Raw genomic sequence first — 20,146 nt, 5'->3', positions numbered from 1 at the left:
GCGGTGGCCTAGGGTGGCGACGTGGAGCAGTGGGTGGCGGCGGTGACCGGGATGCTCGCGGGCGGCGACGGCCTGTGGCTGGCCGACGGGCCGGGCGAGGCCCCGCCCGGCACCGCGGTGGTGGGGACCTCCGGCAGCACGGGGTCGGCCAAACGCGTCATCCTGCCGCGCGGGGCCCTCGCCGCGGCCGCCGACGCCGCCCACCAACGGCTCGGGTTCGCCCCCACCTGGCACCTGGCGCTGAGTCCCCGCTACGTGGCCGGCCTGATGGTGCTGGTCCGCGGGGTGCTGGGCGGCGGGGTGCGCGGCGCCGACCCGTCCCTGGCCGACCTCACGCCGGCCCCCGGCCACAACGCCGTCTCCCTCGTCCCCACCCAGCTGTACCGCGCCCTGGGGGACCCGGAGCGCGCCGCCGTCCTCGCCCGCTTCGACGCCGTGCTCGTCGGCGGGGCCGCGCTGGACCGCGGTCTGCGGGCACGCGCGGAGGCTGTGGGCGTCCCCGTCGTCTCGACTTACGGCATGAGCGAGACCTGCGGGGGAGTGGTGTGGGACGGCGTCCCGCTGCCGGGCGTCGACGTCCGCCTCGGCCCGGAGGGCCGGATCGCGATCGCCGGCCCCACCCTGTTCCGCGGCTACCTCGACCGCCCCGATCTCACGGCGGAGGCCCTCGTCGACGGCGCCGTCCTGACCCGCGACCGCGGGCACACCGAGCCGAGCGGCCGGCTCGTCGTCGAGGGTCGGCTCGACGACGTGGTGATCTCGGGCGGCGTCAACGTGGACCTCGCGGCGGTGCGCGGCGCGGTCGCGGGCATCGACCCCGAGACCGAGGTGCTGGCGGTGGCCGACGACGAGTGGGGCGTCCGGCTGGTCCTCTTCGCCCGCGGCGGCGACCTCGCCGGATGGCGCGACCGGCTCCGCGGCGCGCTGCCGGCGGCTGCCCTGCCGCGCCAACTCGTGTGTGTGGACCCGCTGCCGCGCACCGCCGGTGGTAAGCCGGACCGCGAAAAGCTCCTAGAGTTGCTCCGGTCATGAACGAGAAGCTCTCCGTCTGGGTGGCCGGCGCCCGCCCGCGCACCCTGCCCGCCGCCGTCGCGCCCATCCTCGCCGGTACCGCCGGCGCGGCCGCGGTCGGCCACACCGGATGGGGGCTGGCGGCGCTGTGCCTGCTCGTCGCGCTCGCGCTGCAGGTGGGCGTCAATTACGCCAACGACTACTCCGACGGCGTCCGCGGCACCGACGACCAGCGCGTCGGCCCCACGCGGCTGGTCGCATCGGGCCTGGCCACCCCGGCGGCCGTCAAGCGCGCCGCCTTCCTCGCCTTCGGCGTCGCGGGCGTCGCGGGCCTCGCGGTGGTGGCGCTGAGCGGCCACTGGTGGCTCCTCCTGGTCGGGATCCTGTGCATCCTCGCCGCCTGGCACTACACCGGCGGCAGCCGACCGTACGGCTACCTCGGGCTCGGCGAGGTCATGGTCTTCGTGTTCTTCGGGCTGGTGGCCACCGTCGGCACCGGCTACGTCATCGCCGGCGTCGCGCCGGCACACCTCTGGCTGGCCGCGACGGCCGTCGGCGTGCTGGCCAGCGCGATCCTCGTCGCCAACAACCTCCGTGACATCGCCACGGACCGGGTCGCCGGCAAGATGACGCTCCCCGCGCGCCTGGGCGACCGCGCCACCCGCCGGTTCTTCGCGCTGCTGGTCCTGGTCGCGGTGGCGGCCGTGGTCGGCTACGCCGCCCTCACGACGTGGTGGGCGCTCCTCGCGCTCGCGGGCGCCGTCGTGCTGGCCGACCCGCTGCGCCGGGTGCTCGGCGGCGCCACGGGCCGCGAGCTCATCCCCGTCATCCCGGCGACCGGTTTCGCTGAGATCGGCATCGCGGCCGGCCTGCTCGTCGGATCCCTGGTCGGATGACGCCGTTCGTCTACGACATCGCGCTGCGGGTGCCGTTCCGCGGGCTGACGCGGCGCACCGGGATCCTCGTCGAGGGCCCGGCCGGATGGGCCGAGTGGAGCCCCTTCCCCGAGTACGACGACGCCGAGGCCGCAGCCTGGCTGCGCGCCACGCTCGAGGCCGCGGAACTCGGCCACCCGGCTCCGGTGCGCGGCGCGGTCCCCGTCAACGGCATCGTGCCGGCCCTGCCCCCCGCCGAGGCGGCGGCCAGGGCGGTGGCCTCGGGCTGCGGCACCGTCAAGATCAAGGTTGCCGCGCCCGGGCAGGACCTGGCCGACGACGTGGCCCGCGTGGCGGCCGTCCGGGCCGCGCTGCCAGAGGCGCGCCTCCGGGTCGACGCCAACGGCGGCTGGACGCTGGCCGAGGCCCGCGCCGCCATGGCGGCACTCGCACCGTACGGGCTGGAGTACGCGGAGCAGCCGTGCGCCGCCGTCGATGACCTCGCCGCGTTGAGCGCGAGCGGGCTGGGGGTGCCGATCGCCGCCGACGAGTCCATCCGGCGTGCCGACGACCCCCTGCGCGTCCGCGACGCCGGGGCCGCCGACATCGCGATCCTCAAGGTGCAACCCCTCGGCGGTGTGCGCGCCTGCCTGCGGCTGGCCGCCGAACTCGGCCTGCCTGTCGTCGTGTCGAGCGCCGTGGAGACGTCGGTCGGGCTGCGGGCCGGGCTCGCGCTGGCCGCCGCGCTGCCCACGCTCGACCTCGCCTGCGGCCTCGAGACAGCCCGGCTCCTGGCCGGGGACGTCGTGGCCGAGCCCCTCGTCCCCGACGCCGGCGTGCTGCGCGTCCGCGACGTCGCGGTGTCGCCCGACCTGCTGGTCCGCCATGCGGCCGCCCCGGACGTGACGGCCTTCTGGTTGGATCGGTGGCAGCGCGTCAGTCGCCTCGTGGAGGAGGAGCGGTGAGCAGCATCGAACTCGGGTCCGTGGTCGTCGACGCCCTCGTCGGCCTGGGCGTCACCGACGTCGTGCTCGCGCCCGGCTCCCGCAGCGCGGCCCTCGCCCTGGCGGTGGACCGGGCCGACCGCGACGGCCGCCTACGGCTCCACGTCCGGCTCGACGAGCGAGTCGCGGGCTTCACGGCGCTCGGACTCGCCAAGGAGTCCGGGCGGCCGGCCGCCGTCGTGACGACCTCCGGTACGGCCGTGGCCAACCTGGCGCCCGCCGCCGTGGAGGCCCGCGCCGCCGGGATTCCCCTCCTCCTCGTCACGGCGGACCGGCCCGCACACCTGGTCGGTACCGGGGCCAATCAGACGGCCGATCAGCTCGGGGCCTTCGGCCCGGCCGCGCTCGGCGTCGTCAGGCTCTCCTCCGAGTCCGGGGACGCCGCCGCGTGGGCCACCGGCGTGCAGCGCGCCGTGACGGCGGCCGCCGGGCACCGCACACGCCAACCCGGCCCGGTCCAGCTCAACCTTGAGTTCGCCGCGCCGCTCGTGGGACGGCTGCCCGATCCGGTGGAACGACGGTTCCAGGCGGCCCGCTCGGCCGGCCACAGCGCCGTCGAACTCGACGGGCGCCGCACCGTCGTCCTCGCCGGCGACGCCCCACCCGCCGTCGGGGCGGAGGCCCGCGCGATCGCCGAGGTGGCGAGCGCACCCCTGTTAGCCGAACCGTCGTCCAACGCCCGCAGCGGCCCGAATGCCATCGCCGGCTACCGGGACCTCCTGGCCGACCTCGGCGGGGCGATCGAGCGGGTGGTCATCGTCGGCCATCCCACGTTGTCGCGGCCGGTCACCGCGCTGCTGTCGCGCTCGGACGTCGAGGTGGTCGTGGTCGCGGCGACGGCCACCTGGCCGGACCCGGGACACCGCGCGACCATGGTCGCGGACCGGGTCCTCCTGGGCGACCAACCAGACTCCTGGCTGCGTACCTGGCGCGACGCCGACCGCAGCGGCGCCGGGCCCGGCTTCACGCGCCGGCACGTCGCCGACCTGGTCCTCGCCGCGCTGGGCCCGGCCGACGACCTCGTGCTGGGGTCCAGCTCGATCATCCGGGCCGCCGACCTGTCGCCGATCCCCGCCGCGCCGCCGCGGGTCTTCGCCAACCGGGGACTGGCCGGCATCGACGGCACCGTCGCGACCGCGACCGGCATCGGGCTGGCCGGCGGCCGCCCCACCACCGTCCTGCTGGGCGACCTCACCCTGCAGCACGACCTCGGCGCCCTCGTCCGCCCGCCGGGCGAGCCGCGGGCGCGCCTGCGGATCGTCGTGGCCGACGACGGCGGGGGCTCGATCTTCCACGGCCTGGAACAGGGTGCGCCCGACTACGCGGACAGCTTCGAACGAGTGTTCGCCACGCCCCAGGGCGTCGACCTCGTGGCCGTGGGCCGAGCGCTGGGGTGGCGCGCCGTCAACGCGGCGTCCGCGGCGGAGTTCACGGCCGCCTGGGCCGGGGACGCCGAGCTCATCGTGGCGCGGGTCCCCCGACCCTGACTCAGGCTCCTGCCTCGTCGAGGCCGGTCAGCCAGCGCCGCACCGCCAAGGTGGCCCGCACGTCGTCCTCGTTGTACTGCAGGACCCGCCGGCGTGCGGCGTCGCGCTGCTCGGCGGTCGCGCCGGCGACGGCCTCGGAGAACCAGGTCTGCGACGCCAGCCCGCCCGGCTCCTCGTCGCGCCACGCGAAGCCCGCCCCGCGCGTCGCCACGATCTTCAAACCGAGGCCGTCCACACCCACGAAGTTGTCGCGGACGAAGCTGAACAGGTCGACGAAGTGGTCGTGGATCAGGTCGCAGGCCGCCAGCAGGACACCGCTGCCGCTGCGCTCGGCCAGGCGCCTGAGGTGGACCGTCTCGTAGTCGGAGTAGTGGAACACGAGCGCCTCCGGGTGTCGGGACACGACGCCCGCCAGCCAGTCCGCGAACTGCTCGGCCAGCTGCACCTCGCCGCAGCCGCCGCCGGCCTCGAACCGGCTGAACTCGTGGTAGCTCGACTCGCCGTCCACCGTGAGCAGCGCGCCCCACAGGTACACGGTGCCGTCGTCGGAGGTCTCGATGTCCAGGTCCACCTCGACGGCGGAGCGCGGCACGCCGATGGCGTCCACACTCACCCGCTCGAGTTCCACCCCACGGGCAAGCATCCGGGCGCGCGTCGCCGCCTGCCGCAGGCGCTGTTCCGCTCGGTCGCGGTGGCCGGTGTGCGGCAGGTAGCGGGGGAGGAGCGCGTCGACGTCCGCCTCCGCGAGCTGCGCGACCGTGGAGATCCCCAGGCCCAGGAGCGTCTGGAGCTCCCGCACGTCGAGCGGCGCCTTGGAGATCCGCAGCGACAGGTCGTCGTCGTCGATGCGCGGGCGGCACACCTGCCACCACGAGCACCATTCGCACTCCTTGACCCGGATGGGGCGCACGACGGGCGGCGGATCGTCGACGCCGGTGCGCGCGGCCGCCTGCTCCGCCACGTGGACGCGGAAGCGGTGCTCGTGGTCGTAGCGCTCGAACGCCGAGCGCAGCTTGTGCCCGGCGGTCCGGGAGTAGGTGCGGATGAACTTGTGGCTGAGATCCACCCAGGTGGCGGCCGGCGCGCCGTCGGGGCCACGGTCGTCACCGACGACGGCGGCGACCGGCTCTCCCGAGGCGAAGCCGCACGACTCCAGCAGCCGCCAGTGGTGCGCCAGTTCCAGCAGGGCCCCCTCCCGGTAGACCCGGTACCGCTGATCGGGCAAGACGGCGCGGCGCCCCACGTCCTCCAGGGGCGACCAGCTGAGCGTCGTGGCGCCCATCTGCTTCTCCCGGACGCGATAGGGCTTGACCTTCAGCGGGTGGTAGCCGGGGGTCCCGGCGGCGGTGTCGGCGCCACGGACCAGCGCGTCCGGCCGCCCGCTGCGGTGCCCGTCGAGGTCCAGGGGCAGGACCCCGCCGACGACGACCGGCGCCCGGGCGGCCATGGCCGCGAGGCAGGCCTCCTCGCGCTCCTCCCAGGAGGCGCCGGCGGCATGGAGCCCACGCAGGTCCACCGCACCCGGCGTCTCCACCAGCCGCGCGAGCACCTCGTCGCGGAAGTCCGACCCGCCCTGGAACGACTCGCGCAGCGACTCGTCGATGGGCTCCTCCGGCTTGGCCACCGTCGGGTCGAAGGTGTGGAACGTCTTCACCGGGCAGCTGCGGGCCGCGTACGCGTCGAGGACGAAGCCCCCCACCTCAGGCCTTCCGGGCGCGGTGCAGCGCGACGATGCCCCCGGTGAGGTCCCGCCACTCGACGTCGACCCATCCGGCGGCGGTCATGAGCCCGGCGAGGGTCCGCTGGTCCGGCCAGGCCAGGATTGACTCGGCCAGGTACTCGTACGCCGCGCGGTTGCTCGACAGGCGGGCCATCAGCGGCAGCGCCCTGGGGAGATAGGTGGTGTACAGGCTCCGGAAGGCCGGGTGCGTCGGCGTCGAGAACTCGTTGACGACCAGCCGGCCCCCCGGCCTGGTGACGCGCAGCATCTCCCTGAGCGCGGCGGTGGTGTCCTCGATGTTGCGCAGCCCGTAGCTGATCGTCACGGCGTCGAACGTGTCGTCCTCGAACGGCAACGCCATGCCGTCGGCGTTGACGAAGTCCAGGAAGGGGAAGTTGGCCCGGCCCTCGTGCAGCATGCCGTAGGAGAGATCCGCCGCCGTGACCCGCGCCCCGCGTTCAGCGATCGCGGCCGACGACTTCGCAGTCCCGGCGGCCAGATCCAGGACGTGTTCGCCGGGCCGCGGGGCGATGGCGTCGACCGTGGCCCGGCGCCAGGCCCGGTCCTGGCCGAGCGACATGATCGAGTTCATGAGGTCGTAGCGGTGCGCGACGGCGTCGAACATCCGCTGCACGTCCGCCCTCCGCTTGTCCAGCGTGGCCCGGTCATTCTGCATTCCTGCAGCCTAGCGGTGGCCGGCGACGAGAGCCCGGCCCACCGGGCATGCTGGGGGCATGACGCACCCCCCGGGCGGCCAGGTCACGCGCTTCGTGCTCGTGCACGGGTCGATGTCGTCGGCGGCCCAGTGGGCCGACTATCCGGCGTTGCTGCGCGGCCGCGACGTCGTGGCGGTCGATCTGCCCGGACACGGGACGCGGCGCCGCGACGCCTTCACGCTCGACCGGGCGGCCGCCGTCCTCGATGAGGCGGGCGCCGGCCGCCCGGACTCGGTCCTCGTCGGCCACAGCCTGGGCGGCTACGTCGCGGCGCGGTACGCGGCCGAGCGGCACGGGCCGGCCGGGCTGGTCCTCATCGGCGCCACCGGCGACCCCGGCGGGATCGTGGCCGGCCCCTACCGCGCGTTCGCCGCCGCGGCCGGACGGATCCCGTCGCGGGCCCTGATCCGGGTCCGGCTGGCGGTGGCCCGTCGGCTCGGCGTGCGGGAGGCACTGCTGCCCGACGCCGCGGACTACCCGGCGCTGCCGGCCGTGTGGCGCGCGGTCGCGCAGTCCTGTGGGCCCGCCGACGTCGCGCGCGTCGCCTGCCCGATCCTGCTGGTCAACGGCCGGTTCGACCAGATGCGCGTCGATGAGCGGCGCTATCTGAGGCTCGCCCCGACGGCCCGCCTCGCGGTGGTGCCGGGGGCGACGCATCTGGCCCCGCTCACGCACCCGGAGCGGGTCGCGGAGCTGCTGCGCCGGTTCGCCGACGACCTGTCCGGCTGAGCGGCGAACTGCCTCCCGGTGGGGCGGCCCGGACGGGCCGATGTGCCCGCGCTTCGGCAATGGGTCACAATGGCGGGCGTGGCTAAGAAAGACGTCGTGCTCCAGGTCGACAACCTCAAGAAGGCCTACGGGCCGGTGAGCATCGTCGAGAACTTCTCGATGAAGGTGCACGCGGGCGAGGCGGTGGCCCTGACCGGGCGCAACGGCGCCGGGAAGTCGACGGTGCTGCGCTGCCTCGTCGGCGCTGACCGCCCGGATGAGGGCACCGTCACCGTCAACGGCACCAAGGTCACCGAGACCAACCCCGAGATCCGGCGCGCCGTCGCCACCGTCATCGACGATCTCGACTTCTTCCCCGACCTCAGCGTTGTCGAGCACCTCGACCTCCTCGCGCGGGCCCACGGCCTGCACGAGCCGGACGGGCTGGTCGACGAGGTGCTCGAGGAGGTGCAGCTGGTGCCGCAGGCCGGGCAGCTGCCCAGCACGCTGTCGTCGGGTCAGCGCCGCCGCCTGGCTCTGGCCACCGCCTTCGTGCGGCCGCGCCAGCTGCTGGTGTTGGACGAGCCGGAGCAGCGCCTCGACGTCGAGGGCGTTGCCTGGCTGGGGGAGCGCCTCAAGGCCGAACTCGACGGCGGGCTGGCCATCGTGCTGGCGAGCCACGAGCCGGCGCTGCTGCAGGCCATCGGCGCCCGCGAGCTGCGCCTCGAGGGCGCCCGATGACCGACGAGCGGCTCACCGACGTCGGAGTCGTCGACGAGAAGCAGCTCAAGCTGCTCATGCGCGACTGGCGGCGCGGGCGCGCCGACCGGAACCTGTGGCAGGCGCTGTCCGACGGCTACGTCATGGTGTTCTCCATCGTCGTCATCGGCGCGATGCTGGTGTCGTCGATCCTCCAGGCGCAGGAGACGGCGGCCGTGTGTGACACCGACGGGTGCGTCGCGGCGCGCGGCCTGCTGCCGTGGGCCTCGGTGGCGGGCGTGCTGGCGTTCACCCTGGTCGTGTCGCGGCTGTTCGGGCCCGTCGCCGCCTCCGCGGCCGAGGGCTTCTGGCTCATGGACGGGCCCACGGACCGACGCCGCATCCTCGCCGGGCGTCTCTTCGGCGCGATCGGCGCCGCGGGCGCGCTGGGCGCTGCCGCGGGCGCGCTGATCGCCGCGCTGACCGGCTCCGGACCCGTCGAGATCGGGATCTGGGCGCTGGCGGGCGGGTTGGGCGCCGCGGGGCTCATCGCGTTCGCGGCCGCCGAGCAGGGCCTGGATCGGCACTGGATCGTCACCGGCGTGCAGTGGCTCATCGGGGCCGCGGCCATCGGCACCATGGTGCTGCTCGTCAGCGGCGCCGCCGGCTGGATGGACCTCGGCCGGCTCACGCTGCTGGCCGTGGAACTCGCGCTGATCATCGCCGGGGTGGGCCTGCTGCTCGTCGTCGCCGCCGGCTTCCTCGCGTACCGGCGGTTGCGCAACATCAAGCGCCAGCGCCTCACGTCGGGTGGCTCGCTCATCAGCGGACTGCAGGGCGCCGCCTTCGCGCTCGAGTTCGCGCTCATCCGCGACATCCTCGTCGAGGCCAAGGCGCGGCAGCGCGGCCACGTCCGGCCGACGCGCGGCCTCGGACACGGGACGACGGCGCTCGTCATGCGCGACGTCCAGCGCCTGTGGCGCCAGCCCCTGCCGCTGGTCACCCTCGTCGCGACCATCGTCGTGCCCTACGCCGTGCAGGCGCTGGGCCTAGCCATGCTGAACCCGCCCATCTCCGCGCTGGTGCTGCTGGCGGCGCTGGTGCCCTTCATGAACTCCCTGCGCGTCCTGACCCGCACCAAGGGTCTGCAGCGCTGCTTCCCATTCGATCCCGGTCAGCTGCGCACGGCCGCCATGATCGTGCCAGCCGTGCTGGCGCTCCTGTGGACCGTCGGGGCCTTCCCCGCCTTCCTGGGCGTCGCCGGGGGAGTGACGACCGACCCGGTGAGCGCCGCCTCCGCCGCGCTGGTCACCGGCGTGGCCGGCCTCCTCGGCGCGGTGCGCTGGGTGTCGGCCAAACCGGCCGACTACTCCGGCCCCATCGTCTCCACCGGGGTGGGCGCCATGCCGCCGGGCCTCATGTTCTCGCTCCTGCGCGGCATCGACATGGTGGCGCTCATCACGCTGCCGATCGTCTTCAACTGGCCCGCGTGGATCTCGCTGATCATCGCGCTGATCGCCTTCTCCCTGCTGCGCAGCGGCATTGACCGCGACTCGCTCATGGACCAGCAGGCCGAGCAGAAGCGGATGCTCGAGGAGGAGCGGGCGCGTCGCAGCGGTGCGCCCGCCGCGGGCAAGCAGAAGATCCAGGTGCAGCGGAAGCGCTGACCGGGCTCAGTCAATCCTGACCGGGCTCAGTCCAGCCCGAGCGCCTGCAGCATCGGCACGAACTTCGCGGTCGTCTCAGCGAGTTCCGCCTCGGGGGACGAGTCCGCGACGATCCCCGCGCCGGCGAACAGCTGGATCTCCGCAGGGTCGGTCGCACGGACCTGGCCGCCGCGCAGCGCGATGGCCCATTCGCCGTCGCCCTGGGCGTCGACCCAGCCGACCGGCCCGGCGTAGCGGCCACGGTCGAGGGACTCCAGCTCGCTGATGATATCGAGCGCCATATGGGTCGGCGTGCCGCACACGGCGGCGCTGGGGTGCAGGGCCGCGGCCAGCGTCAGCGCGCTGGCCTCCTGGCACACGACGCCGGTGATGTCGGTGGCCAGGTGCATGACGTTGGGGAGCTTCAGCACCGACGGCGCCTCGGGCACGTTCATGGCCTGGCAGTAGGGCGCCAGCGCCGAGGCCACGGACTCGACGGCGAACTCGTGCTCGGAGATGTCCTTCTGCGAGCGCGCCAACTCCGCGGCCTTGGCCAGCGGGTCGGTGCCCTCGGCGTCCTTCCACACGGTCCCGGCCAGCACCCGCGACGTCACGAGCCCGCCCTGGCGCCGCAGCAGGAGCTCGGGCGTGGCGCCCACGAGGCCGTCGACGAGGTAGGCCCACGTCATCGGGTAGCCGGCCAGCAGCCGGCCGAAGAGGTGCCTGAGGTCGAACGGCGCGTCGGAGCGCACCAGCAGGTCGCGCGCCAGGACGACCTTGTGCACCTCCCCGCGGCGGATGAGCTCGACGACCTCGGCGACGATGTCGGTCCAGACGCCCTCGCCCATCGAGCCGCCGAGCACCTCGAGCCCGCCCGGGCGGCGGGTGGGCTCCGCCACCGGGGGCAGCGCCGTCGACCGGTGCGCGGGACCCAGGCGCGTCATCCAGGACAACTCGCCGCGCCGGCCCACGATCACCTCGGGGACGATGAGGACCGAGCGGTCCTCGGACCGGTCGGGGTCGAAGGTGAAGCTGCCGACCGCCAGAGGCCCGGTGCCGAACTCCCCGGGCATCTCGGAGTCGTGGTCGATGTGGTCGGAGATCTCGTCCCACCAGACGTCGGCGGCCTCGAGGGTGTCGGTCTCGAAGCGCGCGACCTCGCCCAGCGCCACGAAGCCGTCGCCGCGGCGCACGAACGCGCATCCGGGTGCCGACTCGGGCAGGAAGCGCTCGAGCGGCCCGGGGTCGGGGATGGCGACGGTGGTCGCACGCATCCTTGCGCTGCCGAAGTCCAGAATCACCTTCGCGAGCATAGCGGCTCGGCGTGATCTGGTCGCGCTGGGCGCGTGCCCGCGGTGGCCGTGGACGGGCCGTCCGCGCCCGGCAAGGGGTGATGGATTACGCAACGTAGTAATGGCGTAAATGGGTCACAGAAGCCCTTGTCAATACCGGGTGTGGGTGTGTCGGACCGTTTGGTCTGACTATCGGCGCACCCCTAGACTGACCCCCGAGATCCGCCCCCAGACAGGAGTCCTGCATGTCGAACGCCAAGCCTGATGGCGCGGCGCCCGCCGACACCCCGACCGAGTCCGACGTCATCGTCGTCGGCGCAGGGCCCGGCGGTTCGACCACCGCCGCCTATCTGGCCCGCCACGGGCTGTCGGTCACGCTGCTGGAGAAGTCCCACTTCCCACGCGAGAAGGTCTGCGGCGACGGTCTCACCCCGCGCGCGACCCGTGCGCTGACGCGGCTGGGCATCGACACGTCCGAGGAGAACGGCTGGCTCCACAACAAGGGGCTGCGCGTCTACGGCGGCCGGACCGAGCCGTTCGAGCTGCCCTGGCCCGAACTGACGGACTTCCCGCCCTACGGCCTCGTGCGGCCGCGCTCGGACTTCGACGACATGCTGGCCCGCCACGCCGTCGCGCAGGGCGCCACGCTGATCGAGGGCGCCAACGTCGACGGCGCGGTGCTCGACGACCGCACGGGCCGGATCACCGGTGTCAGCACCAAGGACGGCCGGACCTTCAGCGCGCCCTACGTCGTCGCCGCCGACGGCAATTCCTCGCGGCTGTCGGTGTCCATGGGCCTCAACAAGCGCGACGACCGCCCCATGGGCGTGGCCGTGCGGACGTACTACACTTCGCCGCGCACGCACGACGACTACCTCGAGTCCTGGCTCGAGCTGTGGGACGGCAAGCCGCACGAGTCGACCCTGATGCCGGGCTACGGCTGGATCTTCGGCATGGGCGACGGCACCTCCAACGTCGGCCTCGGCGTGCTCAACACGTCGAAGAGCTTCGGCAAGACCGACTACCGCGAACTGCTCAAGCGCTGGCTGGACAACACGCCGGAGGAGTGGGGCTTCCGCGATCAGAACATGGTCGGCAAGGTGCAGGGCGCGGCCCTGCCGATGGCGTTCAACCGCCAGCCGCACTACGGCCGCGGCCTCGTCCTGGTCGGTGACGCCGGCGGCATGGTCAACCCCTTCAACGGCGAGGGGATCGCGTACGCGATGGAGTCGGCCGAACTCGCGGCCGCCGCGCTCGCCGAGGCGCTGTCCCGCGGTGCCGGCACCTCCTCGGCGGAGAAGGCCATGCAGGCGTACCCCCAGCAGCTCAAGTCGTCTCTGGGTGGCTACTATCGGCTCGGCACGATCTTCGTCCAGCTCATCGGAGATCCGAGGATCATGCACCTGTGCACCAAGTACGGGCTGCCCCGCAAGACCCTGATGCGCTTCGTCCTGAAGTTGCTGGCCAACCTCACCGACGCGCATGGCGGCGATGCCATGGACCGCATCATCAACGCACTGTGCAAGGCCGCGCCCTCGGCCTGACCGGAAGGAAGTAGCAAGGATGAACCCTTACATCCCGATCGTGGGCATGGTGGCGCTCGCCACCATCTTCGTCGTGATCTCGATGTCGCTCAGCCTCGTCCTCGGTCCGCGGCGGTACAACCGGGCGAAGTACGACAGCTACGAGTGCGGCATCCAGCCCACTCCGCAGCCCGTCGGCGGCGGCCGGTTCCCGGTCAAGTACTACATCACGGCGATGCTGTTCATCGTCTTCGACATCGAGGTCGTCTTCCTGTTCCCCTGGGCGGTCGCCTACCGCCAGCTGGGCACCTTCGCGGTCATCGAGATGATCGTGTTCATCATCACCGTCTTCATCGCGTACTTCTATGTCCTGCGCCGCAAGGGCCTCGACTGGGATTGAGAGGAATCCACCACCAATGGGTATCGAAGATAAGCTCCCCAGCGGCATCCTCCTGACCACGGTCGAGGGTGTCTTCGGCTGGCTCCGGAAGGCCTCGTTCTGGCCCGCCACCATGGGCCTGGCCTGCTGCGCCATCGAGATGATGGCCTACGGCACGCCGCGCTACGACGCCGGCCGATGGGGCCAGGAAGTGTTCCGCGCCTCGCCGCGCCAGGCCGACCTCATGATCGTGTCCGGTCGCGTCTCGCAGAAGATGGCCCCGGTCATCCGTCAGGTCTACGACCAGATGCCGAACCCCAAGTGGGTCATCTCGATGGGCGCCTGCGCGTCGTCGGGCGGCATGTTCAACAACTACGCCATCGTGCAGGGCTGTGACCACTTCCTGCCGGTCGACATGTACATCCCCGGCTGCCCGCCGCGGCCCGACATGCTCATCGACGCGATGTTCAAGCTGCGCGAGAAGGTGCAACACCGGCCCATCGGCCCGAACGAGACCGCCGCGATCGAGGATGCCGAGCGCGCCGCGCTGGTCGCCCCCGCCAAGGTCGAGATGAAGGGACTCATGCGATGAGCGAGACCCAGCCCGAGCAGAACCTGCCGGCCGAGGCCGCGGCCCCGGAGTCGCAGCCAGTGTTCGCCCGCCGGGCGGGCATGTGGTCCAGCGGCGCCGGTGACACGTCCGGCTACGGCGGCCTGCGCCGCGACCTGGCGATGCCGGGCCGCTCCGAGGGTCCCTTCGGCGAGCCGCACGACTCGGTCCTCGGCCGCGCGCTCGAGGTCATCCCGGCCCTGCGTGACGCGCGGGTCCTGTTCGACCGCGACGAGCTCACCATCTACGTCCCCCGCGAGCAGCTGACCGACGTCGCGCGGCAGTTCCGCGACGACGCGTTCCTGCGTTTCGAGGTGTGCGTGTCCGTCTCCGGCGTGCATTACCCGCAGGAGACAGGCTCCGAGCTGCACGTCGTCTACCACCTGCTGAGCTACACCCACAACCGTCGGGTGCGCCTCGAGGTGACCTGCCCGGAGGAGGATCCGCACGTGCCCTCCGTCGTGGCGACCTACCCGATGGTCGACTACCACGAGCGCGAGACCTGGGACATGTTCGGCGTCATCTTCGACGGCCACCCGTCACTGACCCGCATCCTCATGCCCGACGACTGGAAGGGCCACCCGCAGCGCAAGGACTACCCGCTCGGCGGCGTCGACGTCGAGTTCAAGGGTGCGAAGGTCCCCGCCCCCGATAACCGGAGGAGCTACTCCTGATGAGCACGCACGCAGCGACCGAAGACGTCTTCTCCGGCGCCGACGACGTCCACGCCGACCGGGTGTACCTGGCGCAGGGCGGCGACTGGTCCGACATCGCCTCCGAGCAGGCCGAACGCGGCGATGAGACCATCGTCGTCAACATGGGCCCGCAGCACCCCTCCACGCACGGCGTGCTGCGCCTGATCCTCGAGATGGACGGCGAGACCGTCGAGTCCATCCGGCCGGGCATCGGCTTCCTGCACACGGGCATCGAGAAGAACATGGAGTACAAGACGTGGACCCAGGGCGTGACCTATGTCACGCGCATGGACTACGTCGCGCCGCTGTTCAACGAGGCGGTTTACTGCCTCGCCGTCGAGCGGCTCCTCGGTGTCACCGATGACATCCCCGAGCGCGCCAGCATCATCCGCGTGCTCGTCATGGAGCTCAACCGCATCGCCTCGCACCTGGTGGCCATGGGCACCGGCGGCATGGAGATCGGCGCGCTCACCGTCATGACGGTCGCCTTCCGCGAGCGCGAGATGATCCTGGACTTCCTCGAGGGCCTCTCCGGCCTGCGGATGAACCACGCGTACATCCGCCCGGGCGGCGTGGCCAACGACCTGCCGGAGGACGGGCTCAGCCACCTGCGCACCGTCATCGACTGGCTGAAGAAGCACCTCCCCGAGTACGCGACGTTCTGCAACGAGAACCCGATCTTCATCGGCCGCCTCTCGAAGGTGGGCGTCATGGACCTCACCGCGGCGACCATGCTCGGCATGTCCGGGCCGCCGCTGCGCGCCACGGGCTACGACTGGGACCTGCGCCGTACCCAGCCGTACTGCGGCTACGAGACCTACGAGTTCGACACCGTCACGTGGGACACCAACGACGCCTACGGGCGCTTCCGCATCCGCCTGGACGAGTGCTGGGAGTCCCTGAAGATCGTCGAGCAGTGCTACGACCGGCTCCAGCGCACGCAAGGTCAGCCCGTCATGATCGACGACCCGAAGATCGCCTGGCCCGCGCAGCTGTCCCTCGGGCCCGACGGCCAGGGCAACAGCAACGAGCACATCAAGCACATCATGGTCGAGTCCATGGAGGCGCTGATCCACCACTTCAAGATCGTCACGGAGGGCTTCAAGGTCCCGGTCGGTCAGGTGTACCAGGCAATCGAGTCGCCCAAGGGTGAGCTGGGCTGCCACGTCGTGTCCGACGGCGGCACCCGCCCCTACCGGGTCCACTTCCGCGACCCCGGATTCAACCACCTGCAGTCCATCCCGGCGATGTGCGAGGGCGGCATGATGTCCGACGTCGTCGTCGCGATCGCGAGCATCGACCCCGTCCTTGGAGGTGTGGACCGATGAGCGGCCACTTCACTAGCCATTTCCCCGAGTCCGGCTCCGTCGACTACTCGGACCAGACGAGCCACATCGACGACACCACCATCGCCGAGCTGCGCGAGCTGGCCGGCCGCTACCCCCAGCCGCGCTCGGCGCTGCTGCCGATGCTGCACCTCGTGCAGTCGGTGGACGGACGCGTCAGCCCCCGCGGCATCGAGGTGTGCGCCGACATCCTCGGCATCACCACCGCGCAGGTCTCCGGCGTCGCGACGTTCTACACCATGTACAAGCGGCGCCCCGCCGGCACGCACCACGTCGGCGTGTGTACGACGGCGCTGTGTGCGGTCATGGGTGGCGACGCGCTGCTGGACCGGGCCAAGAAGCGGCTCGGCATCGACGAGAACCAGACCACGCCGGACGGCCAGGTCTCCCTGGAGCGCCTCGAGTGCAACGCGGCCTGCGACTTCGCCCCGGTGGCGATGGTCAACTGGGAGTTCTTCGACAACATGGACCCCGCCAAGCTCGACGACCTGCTCGACAAGCTGATGGCCGGTGAGGAGGTCGTGTCGCCCCGCGGCGCCACCCTCACGTCGTGGCGCGAGGCCGAGCGTGTGCTGGCCGGCTTCCCGGACGGGCGCGCGGACGAGGGCCCCTCCGCGGGACCGGCGTCGCTGCTGGGCCGCGAGATCGCGCGCGAGAACAACTGGTCCGCCCCGACGGCCGACGCCACGCCGGCCGCCCAGAGCCCGGAGGCCACCAAGTGACCGACCTGCTGACTCCGGTCCTCAGCGCCCACTGGGGTGAGGACAAGTCCTGGAAACTCGCCCGCTACGAGACCAACGGTGGCTACCGCGCGCTGCGCACCGCGCTCGGGATGCAGCCGACGGAGGTCGTCAACCTCGTCAAGGACGCGAACCTGCGCGGCCGCGGCGGCGCCGGCTTCCCCACGGGCATGAAGTGGTCGTTCGTGCCGCAGGACAACCCCAACCCGAAGTACCTCGTCGTCAACGCCGACGAGTCGGAGCCGGGCACCTGCAAGGACATGCCGTTGATGCTGGCCACCCCCCACACGCTGGTGGAGGGCGTCATCATCTCGTCGTACGCCATCAACGCGCACACGGCGTTCATCTACTGTCGCGGCGAGGTCCTGCACGTCATCCGGCGGCTGCAGCAGGCGGTCCGCGAGGCGTACGCGGCCGGCTACCTCGGCAAGAACATCCTCGGCACGGGCTACGACTTGGACATCATCGTCCACGCCGGCGCGGGCGCCTACATCTGCGGCGAGGAGACCGCTCTGCTCGACTCGCTCGAGGGGCGCCGCGGCCAGCCCCGTCTGCGCCCGCCGTTCCCCGCCGTCGCCGGCCTCTACGCGTCTCCGACGGTGATCAACAACGTCGAGTCCATCGCCTCGGTGCCAGCGATCATTGCCAACGGCGCGGCCTGGTTCAAGAAGATGGGCTCGGAGAAGTCCAGCGGCTTCACGCTGTACTCGCTGTCGGGCCACGTCGCGCGGCCCGGCCAGTTCGAGGCACCGATGGGCATCACCATGCGCCAGCTGCTGGAGCTCTCCGGCGGCATCCGCGAGGGGCACGAGCTGAAGTTCTTCACCCCGGGCGGCTCCTCGACTCCGATCCTCACCGCCGAGCACCTCGACCTGCCCCTCGACTACGAGGGCATGGCCGGCGCCGGCACCATGCTGGGCACCAAGGCGCTCCAGGTCTTCGACGACACCACGTCGATCGTCCGGACCACGCTGCGCTTCGTCGAGTTCTACAAGCACGAGTCGTGCGGCAAGTGCACCCCGTGCCGCGAGGGCTCGTGGTGGCTCGTCCAGCTGCTGATGAAGTTCGAGGCCGGCACCGCCCAGGAGGGCGACGTCGACAAGCTGCTCGACATCTGCGACAACATCGGCGGACGCTCCTTCTGCGCCCTGGCCGACGGCGCCGTGGCGTGCGTGACCAGCGCGGTCAAGCACTTCAGGAGTGAGTTCGAACAGGGCTACCACACGCCGGCCTGGGAGCTGTTCCCGTACGAGAAGAGCGCGCTGTTCGCCGTGCAAGGAGAGATTCGATGAGCGTCGACACCAAGACGACGACGGGCGAGGAGATCGCGCCGCGGCCCGACCTGGTCACCCTGACCATCGACGGCACCCAGGTCAGCGTCCCGAAGGGGACGCTGATCATCCGGGCCGCCGAGATGATCGGCACCGCGATCCCGCGGTTCTGTGACCACCCGCTGCTCGACCCCGTCGGCGCGTGCCGCCAGTGCATGGTCGACATCCCCGACGCCGGCAACGGCCGCGGATTCCCCAAGCCGCAGGCGTCGTGCACCATGCCGGTCGCCGAGGGCATGGTCGTCAACACGCAGGTCACGTCCCCGGTCGCCAAGAAGGCGCAGGTCGGGATGCTCGAGTTCCTGCTCATCAACCACCCGCTCGACTGCCCCATCTGCGACAAGGGCGGCGAGTGCCCCCTGCAGAACCAGGCCCTGTCGCACGGCCCGGGGGAGAGCCGCTTCACCGAGCTGAAGCGCACCTTCCCGAAGCCGGTGAGCATCTCGGCGCAGATCCTCCTCGACCGGGAACGCTGCGTGCTGTGCGCCCGCTGCACCCGCTTCTCCGAGCAGATCTCGGGCGACCCGTTCATCGCACTCGTGGAGCGTGGGGCGCTGCAGCAGGTGGGCAGCTACGAGCGGGACCCCTACGACTCCTACTTCTCGGGCAACGTCGTCCAGATCTGCCCCGTCGGCGCCCTGACGTCGGCCGCGTACCGCTTCCAGGCCCGCCCCTTCGACCTCGTGTCGACGACGGTGACCTGCGAGCACTGCGCCTCCGGTTGCGAGCTGCGCGCGGACCAGCGGCACCACCAGGTCAAGCGCCGCCTCGCCGGGAACAACCCCGCGGTCAACGAGGAGTGGAGCTGCGACAAGGGCCGCTTCGGCTTCATGTACAGCCGTGGTGAGGACCGGATCACCCGGCCGCTCGTCCGTCGCGACGGCGTGCTGCAGCCCGCGTCCTGGCCCGAGGCGATCGACGCCGCCGTCCACGGTCTGCGCGCCGCGGCCGGCTCGGTGGGCGTCCAGACCGGCGGCCGCCTGACCGTCGAGAACGCCTACGGCTACAGCCGGTTCGCCCGGGTCGTGCTCGGCACCAACAACATCGACTTCCGGTCGCGGCCCGCGTCGGCGGAAGAGGCCGAGTTCCTCGCCGCCCGCGTGGCCGGTGGGACGCTGGCCGGCTCGGTCACCTACGCCGATCTCGAGTCCGCATCGCGCGTCGTTCTGGTGGCCTTCGAGCCCGAGGACGAGTCTCCCATCGTGTTCCTGCGCCTGCGCAAGGCCGTCCGCCAGAACCGGCTCCAGGTCACGACGCTGGCCCCGTTCTCGTCGCGCGGCACGGAGAAGCTGTCCGCGACGCTGGTGCCGGTCGCGCCGGGCGGCGAGGTCGCCGCGCTGGACACCCTCACCGACATCGACGCCGGCACGGTCCTCCTGGTCGGCGAGCGTGCGGCGACGGTGCCCGGGTTGCTCAGCGCCGTCGGCGCGCTGGCGGACTCCAGCGGGGCCCGCCTCGCGTGGATCCCGCGCCGCGCCGGCGACATGGGCGCCATCGAGGCCGGCTGCCTGCCCGGGCTGCTGCCCGGCGGCCGCCCCGTCGCGGACGCCTCGGCGCGCGTCGACGTCGCCTCCCACTGGGGGGTGGCCTCGCTGCCCGGTGAGGCAGGACTCGGTGCCGACGAGCAGTTCGCCGCCGCCGCCGACGGCAGCCTGAAGGCGCTCGTCCTCGCCGGCGTCGACCCCGCCGACCTGGCAGACCCCGCCGCCGCGCTCGCCGGCCTCGAGGCGGCCGACTTCGTCATCAGCATCGAGCAGCGCCTCTCGGCCGTGACCGAGCGGGCGAACGTCGTGTTCCCCGCGGCGCTGCTGGAGGAGCAGTCGGGGCACTTCCTCAACTGGGAGCACCGCCACGGCCGCGTGCGGATCGTCAACAAGAACGTCCCCTCGCCGATGACCGACCTGCGCATCCTGGCGGCGCTCGCCGACGCCATGGGGTCCTCGCTCGGGTTCCGCGCCTCGACGCAGGCGTACGCGGACTTCGTCGAGCTCGGCGCCTGGGATGGGACGCGGCCCGCCGCCCCCGCGCACCGGGCGGCCGCCGCCGGTCAGGGCCTCGTGGCCGCCGGCTGGCGTGAGCTGCTCGACGCGTCCCAGGGCAACGACTACGAGCTGGCGCTGCGCGCCACAGCCCGGCCCGCGGTGGCCCGCGTGTCGCCGGCGACCGCCGACCGGCTGGGCCTCGGGGAGGTCGCCACGGTGACCGCCGGCGGCGTCAGCACCGTGCTGCCGCTCGAGGTCACTTCCGGCATGGTCGACGATGTGGTGTGGGTCCCGCTCAACCCCGGCCTGGGGGAGCGGCTGCCCGTGGTGCCCGGCGCGGCCGTCACCGTCGCCGCCGTCTCAGTGGATGAAGGAGTCTGAG

The 20,146-nt window shown here is 72.4% G+C and carries 18 protein-coding genes; 15 read left to right on the top strand and 3 right to left on the bottom strand.

What is annotated here, in order from left to right:
- Positions 1 to 21 precede the first annotated feature (21 nt).
- From ACFQPD_RS12925 to menD, 4 genes are read left to right on the top strand one after another with little or no spacing between them, the layout of a single operon-like run.
- Positions 22 to 1,032, top strand: a complete 1,011-nt coding sequence (locus ACFQPD_RS12925; protein WP_385901154.1) for an AMP-binding protein — start codon at positions 22 to 24, stop codon at positions 1,030 to 1,032.
- Positions 1,029 to 1,907: a 1,4-dihydroxy-2-naphthoate polyprenyltransferase gene (locus ACFQPD_RS12920; RefSeq protein ID WP_385901152.1), complete on the top strand. Its 879-nt coding sequence runs from the start codon at positions 1,029 to 1,031 to the stop codon at positions 1,905 to 1,907. Before ACFQPD_RS12925 ends, ACFQPD_RS12920 begins: the two co-directional genes overlap by 4 nt.
- Positions 1,904 to 2,851, top strand: coding sequence for an o-succinylbenzoate synthase (locus tag ACFQPD_RS12915; protein ID WP_385901150.1), 948 nt, complete (start codon positions 1,904 to 1,906; stop codon positions 2,849 to 2,851). Before ACFQPD_RS12920 ends, ACFQPD_RS12915 begins: the two co-directional genes overlap by 4 nt.
- Complete coding sequence (menD, locus tag ACFQPD_RS12910) at positions 2,848 to 4,377, top strand: 2-succinyl-5-enolpyruvyl-6-hydroxy-3-cyclohexene-1-carboxylic-acid synthase (RefSeq protein WP_385901148.1); 1,530 nt, start codon at positions 2,848 to 2,850, stop codon at positions 4,375 to 4,377. Before ACFQPD_RS12915 ends, menD begins: the two co-directional genes overlap by 4 nt.
- Before the next feature lies 1 nt (position 4,378).
- On the opposite strand, the gene ACFQPD_RS12905 is transcribed toward menD, so the two are convergent.
- Entirely contained in the window at positions 4,379 to 6,076 is a 1,698-nt protein-coding gene (locus tag ACFQPD_RS12905) for a TM0106 family RecB-like putative nuclease (protein ID WP_385901146.1), read from the bottom strand.
- A 1-nt stretch (position 6,077) separates the two neighbouring features.
- On the bottom strand, positions 6,078 to 6,773 hold the full coding sequence (locus ACFQPD_RS12900) for a demethylmenaquinone methyltransferase (RefSeq protein WP_068752634.1): 696 nt from the start codon (positions 6,771 to 6,773) through the stop codon (positions 6,078 to 6,080).
- 58 nt (positions 6,774 to 6,831) lie between these two features.
- Between ACFQPD_RS12900 and ACFQPD_RS12895 the strand changes: the two genes are divergently transcribed.
- The 3 genes from ACFQPD_RS12895 to ACFQPD_RS12885 all read left to right on the top strand — a co-directional run bounded on the left by ACFQPD_RS12895 (position 6,832) and on the right by ACFQPD_RS12885 (position 9,887).
- Positions 6,832 to 7,542 carry an alpha/beta fold hydrolase gene (locus ACFQPD_RS12895; protein ID WP_385901143.1) on the top strand — a complete coding sequence of 237 codons (711 nt, stop codon included), beginning with the start codon at positions 6,832 to 6,834 and terminating at the stop codon, positions 7,540 to 7,542.
- Positions 7,543 to 7,611: 69 nt separating this feature from the next.
- Positions 7,612 to 8,262, top strand: a complete 651-nt coding sequence (gene ccmA / locus ACFQPD_RS12890; protein ID WP_385901141.1) for a heme ABC exporter ATP-binding protein CcmA — start codon at positions 7,612 to 7,614, stop codon at positions 8,260 to 8,262.
- Positions 8,259 to 9,887 carry a DUF6297 family protein gene (locus ACFQPD_RS12885; RefSeq protein ID WP_353082534.1) on the top strand — a complete coding sequence of 543 codons (1,629 nt, stop codon included), beginning with the start codon at positions 8,259 to 8,261 and terminating at the stop codon, positions 9,885 to 9,887. Before ccmA ends, ACFQPD_RS12885 begins: the two co-directional genes overlap by 4 nt.
- 26 nt (positions 9,888 to 9,913) lie before the next feature.
- Here the strand turns inward: ACFQPD_RS12885 and ACFQPD_RS12880 are convergent, their stop codons facing one another.
- Positions 9,914 to 11,167 (bottom strand): isochorismate synthase MenF, encoded by a 1,254-nt coding sequence (locus tag ACFQPD_RS12880; RefSeq protein ID WP_385901139.1) that lies wholly within the window; start codon positions 11,165 to 11,167, stop codon positions 9,914 to 9,916.
- Positions 11,168 to 11,403: 236 nt separating this feature from the next.
- Between ACFQPD_RS12880 and ACFQPD_RS12875 the strand changes: the two genes are divergently transcribed.
- Genes ACFQPD_RS12875 through ACFQPD_RS12840 form a run of 8 tightly spaced genes read left to right on the top strand, consistent with a single transcriptional unit; the run spans position 11,404 to position 20,145 of the window.
- The gene (locus tag ACFQPD_RS12875) at positions 11,404 to 12,702 is read left to right on the top strand and encodes a geranylgeranyl reductase family protein (RefSeq protein WP_353082536.1); all 1,299 of its coding nucleotides are present in this window, start codon (positions 11,404 to 11,406) and stop codon (positions 12,700 to 12,702) included.
- 19 nt (positions 12,703 to 12,721) lie between these two features.
- Positions 12,722 to 13,081 carry an NADH-quinone oxidoreductase subunit A gene (locus ACFQPD_RS12870; protein WP_353082537.1) on the top strand — a complete coding sequence of 120 codons (360 nt, stop codon included), beginning with the start codon at positions 12,722 to 12,724 and terminating at the stop codon, positions 13,079 to 13,081.
- Between the two features lie 16 nt (positions 13,082 to 13,097).
- Positions 13,098 to 13,652, top strand: coding sequence for an NADH-quinone oxidoreductase subunit B family protein (locus tag ACFQPD_RS12865; RefSeq protein WP_353082538.1), 555 nt, complete (start codon positions 13,098 to 13,100; stop codon positions 13,650 to 13,652).
- Positions 13,649 to 14,344 (top strand): NADH-quinone oxidoreductase subunit C, encoded by a 696-nt coding sequence (locus tag ACFQPD_RS12860; protein ID WP_385901136.1) that lies wholly within the window; start codon positions 13,649 to 13,651, stop codon positions 14,342 to 14,344. The genes ACFQPD_RS12865 and ACFQPD_RS12860 overlap by 4 nt, the downstream gene beginning before the upstream one ends.
- A complete protein-coding gene (locus tag ACFQPD_RS12855; protein ID WP_385901134.1) occupies positions 14,344 to 15,693 on the top strand; it encodes an NADH-quinone oxidoreductase subunit D in 1,350 nt (449 codons plus the stop codon). Before ACFQPD_RS12860 ends, ACFQPD_RS12855 begins: the two co-directional genes overlap by 1 nt.
- Positions 15,690 to 16,433: an NADH-quinone oxidoreductase subunit NuoE gene (gene nuoE / locus ACFQPD_RS12850; RefSeq protein WP_385901132.1), complete on the top strand. Its 744-nt coding sequence runs from the start codon at positions 15,690 to 15,692 to the stop codon at positions 16,431 to 16,433. Before ACFQPD_RS12855 ends, nuoE begins: the two co-directional genes overlap by 4 nt.
- A complete protein-coding gene (gene nuoF / locus ACFQPD_RS12845) occupies positions 16,430 to 17,743 on the top strand; it encodes an NADH-quinone oxidoreductase subunit NuoF (RefSeq protein ID WP_385901130.1) in 1,314 nt (437 codons plus the stop codon). The genes nuoE and nuoF overlap by 4 nt, the downstream gene beginning before the upstream one ends.
- Positions 17,740 to 20,145, top strand: coding sequence for an NADH-quinone oxidoreductase subunit G (locus tag ACFQPD_RS12840; RefSeq protein WP_385901129.1), 2,406 nt, complete (start codon positions 17,740 to 17,742; stop codon positions 20,143 to 20,145). The genes nuoF and ACFQPD_RS12840 overlap by 4 nt, the downstream gene beginning before the upstream one ends.
- Position 20,146: the final 1 nt, after the last annotated feature.

Origin of the sequence: Tessaracoccus sp. O5.2 (assembly GCF_964266725.1) — a bacterium.
GTDB classification, from domain to species: Bacteria; Actinomycetota; Actinomycetes; order Propionibacteriales; family Propionibacteriaceae; genus Arachnia; species Arachnia lapidicapta.
The sequence above is the reverse complement of the archived record's forward strand: the minus strand, read 5'-3'. Positions and strand labels throughout refer to the sequence as shown.

Coding starts and splice junctions, on each gene's coding strand:
- ACFQPD_RS12875 (WP_353082536.1), top strand. CDS start 11,404: ATGTCGAACGCCAAGCCTGATGGCGCGGCGCCCGCCGACACCCCGACC.
- ACFQPD_RS12860 (WP_385901136.1), top strand. CDS start 13,649: ATGAGCGAGACCCAGCCCGAGCAGAACCTGCCGGCCGAGGCCGCGGCC.
- nuoE (WP_385901132.1), top strand. CDS start 15,690: ATGAGCGGCCACTTCACTAGCCATTTCCCCGAGTCCGGCTCCGTCGAC.
- ACFQPD_RS12895 (WP_385901143.1), top strand. CDS start 6,832: ATGACGCACCCCCCGGGCGGCCAGGTCACGCGCTTCGTGCTCGTGCAC.
- ACFQPD_RS12870 (WP_353082537.1), top strand. CDS start 12,722: ATGAACCCTTACATCCCGATCGTGGGCATGGTGGCGCTCGCCACCATC.
- ACFQPD_RS12920 (WP_385901152.1), top strand. CDS start 1,029: ATGAACGAGAAGCTCTCCGTCTGGGTGGCCGGCGCCCGCCCGCGCACC.
- ACFQPD_RS12855 (WP_385901134.1), top strand. CDS start 14,344: ATGAGCACGCACGCAGCGACCGAAGACGTCTTCTCCGGCGCCGACGAC.
- ACFQPD_RS12840 (WP_385901129.1), top strand. CDS start 17,740: ATGAGCGTCGACACCAAGACGACGACGGGCGAGGAGATCGCGCCGCGG.
- ACFQPD_RS12865 (WP_353082538.1), top strand. CDS start 13,098: ATGGGTATCGAAGATAAGCTCCCCAGCGGCATCCTCCTGACCACGGTC.
- ACFQPD_RS12900 (WP_068752634.1), bottom strand. CDS start 6,773: ATGCAGAATGACCGGGCCACGCTGGACAAGCGGAGGGCGGACGTGCAG.
- ACFQPD_RS12915 (WP_385901150.1), top strand. CDS start 1,904: ATGACGCCGTTCGTCTACGACATCGCGCTGCGGGTGCCGTTCCGCGGG.
- ccmA (WP_385901141.1), top strand. CDS start 7,612: ATGGCGGGCGTGGCTAAGAAAGACGTCGTGCTCCAGGTCGACAACCTC.
- ACFQPD_RS12885 (WP_353082534.1), top strand. CDS start 8,259: ATGACCGACGAGCGGCTCACCGACGTCGGAGTCGTCGACGAGAAGCAG.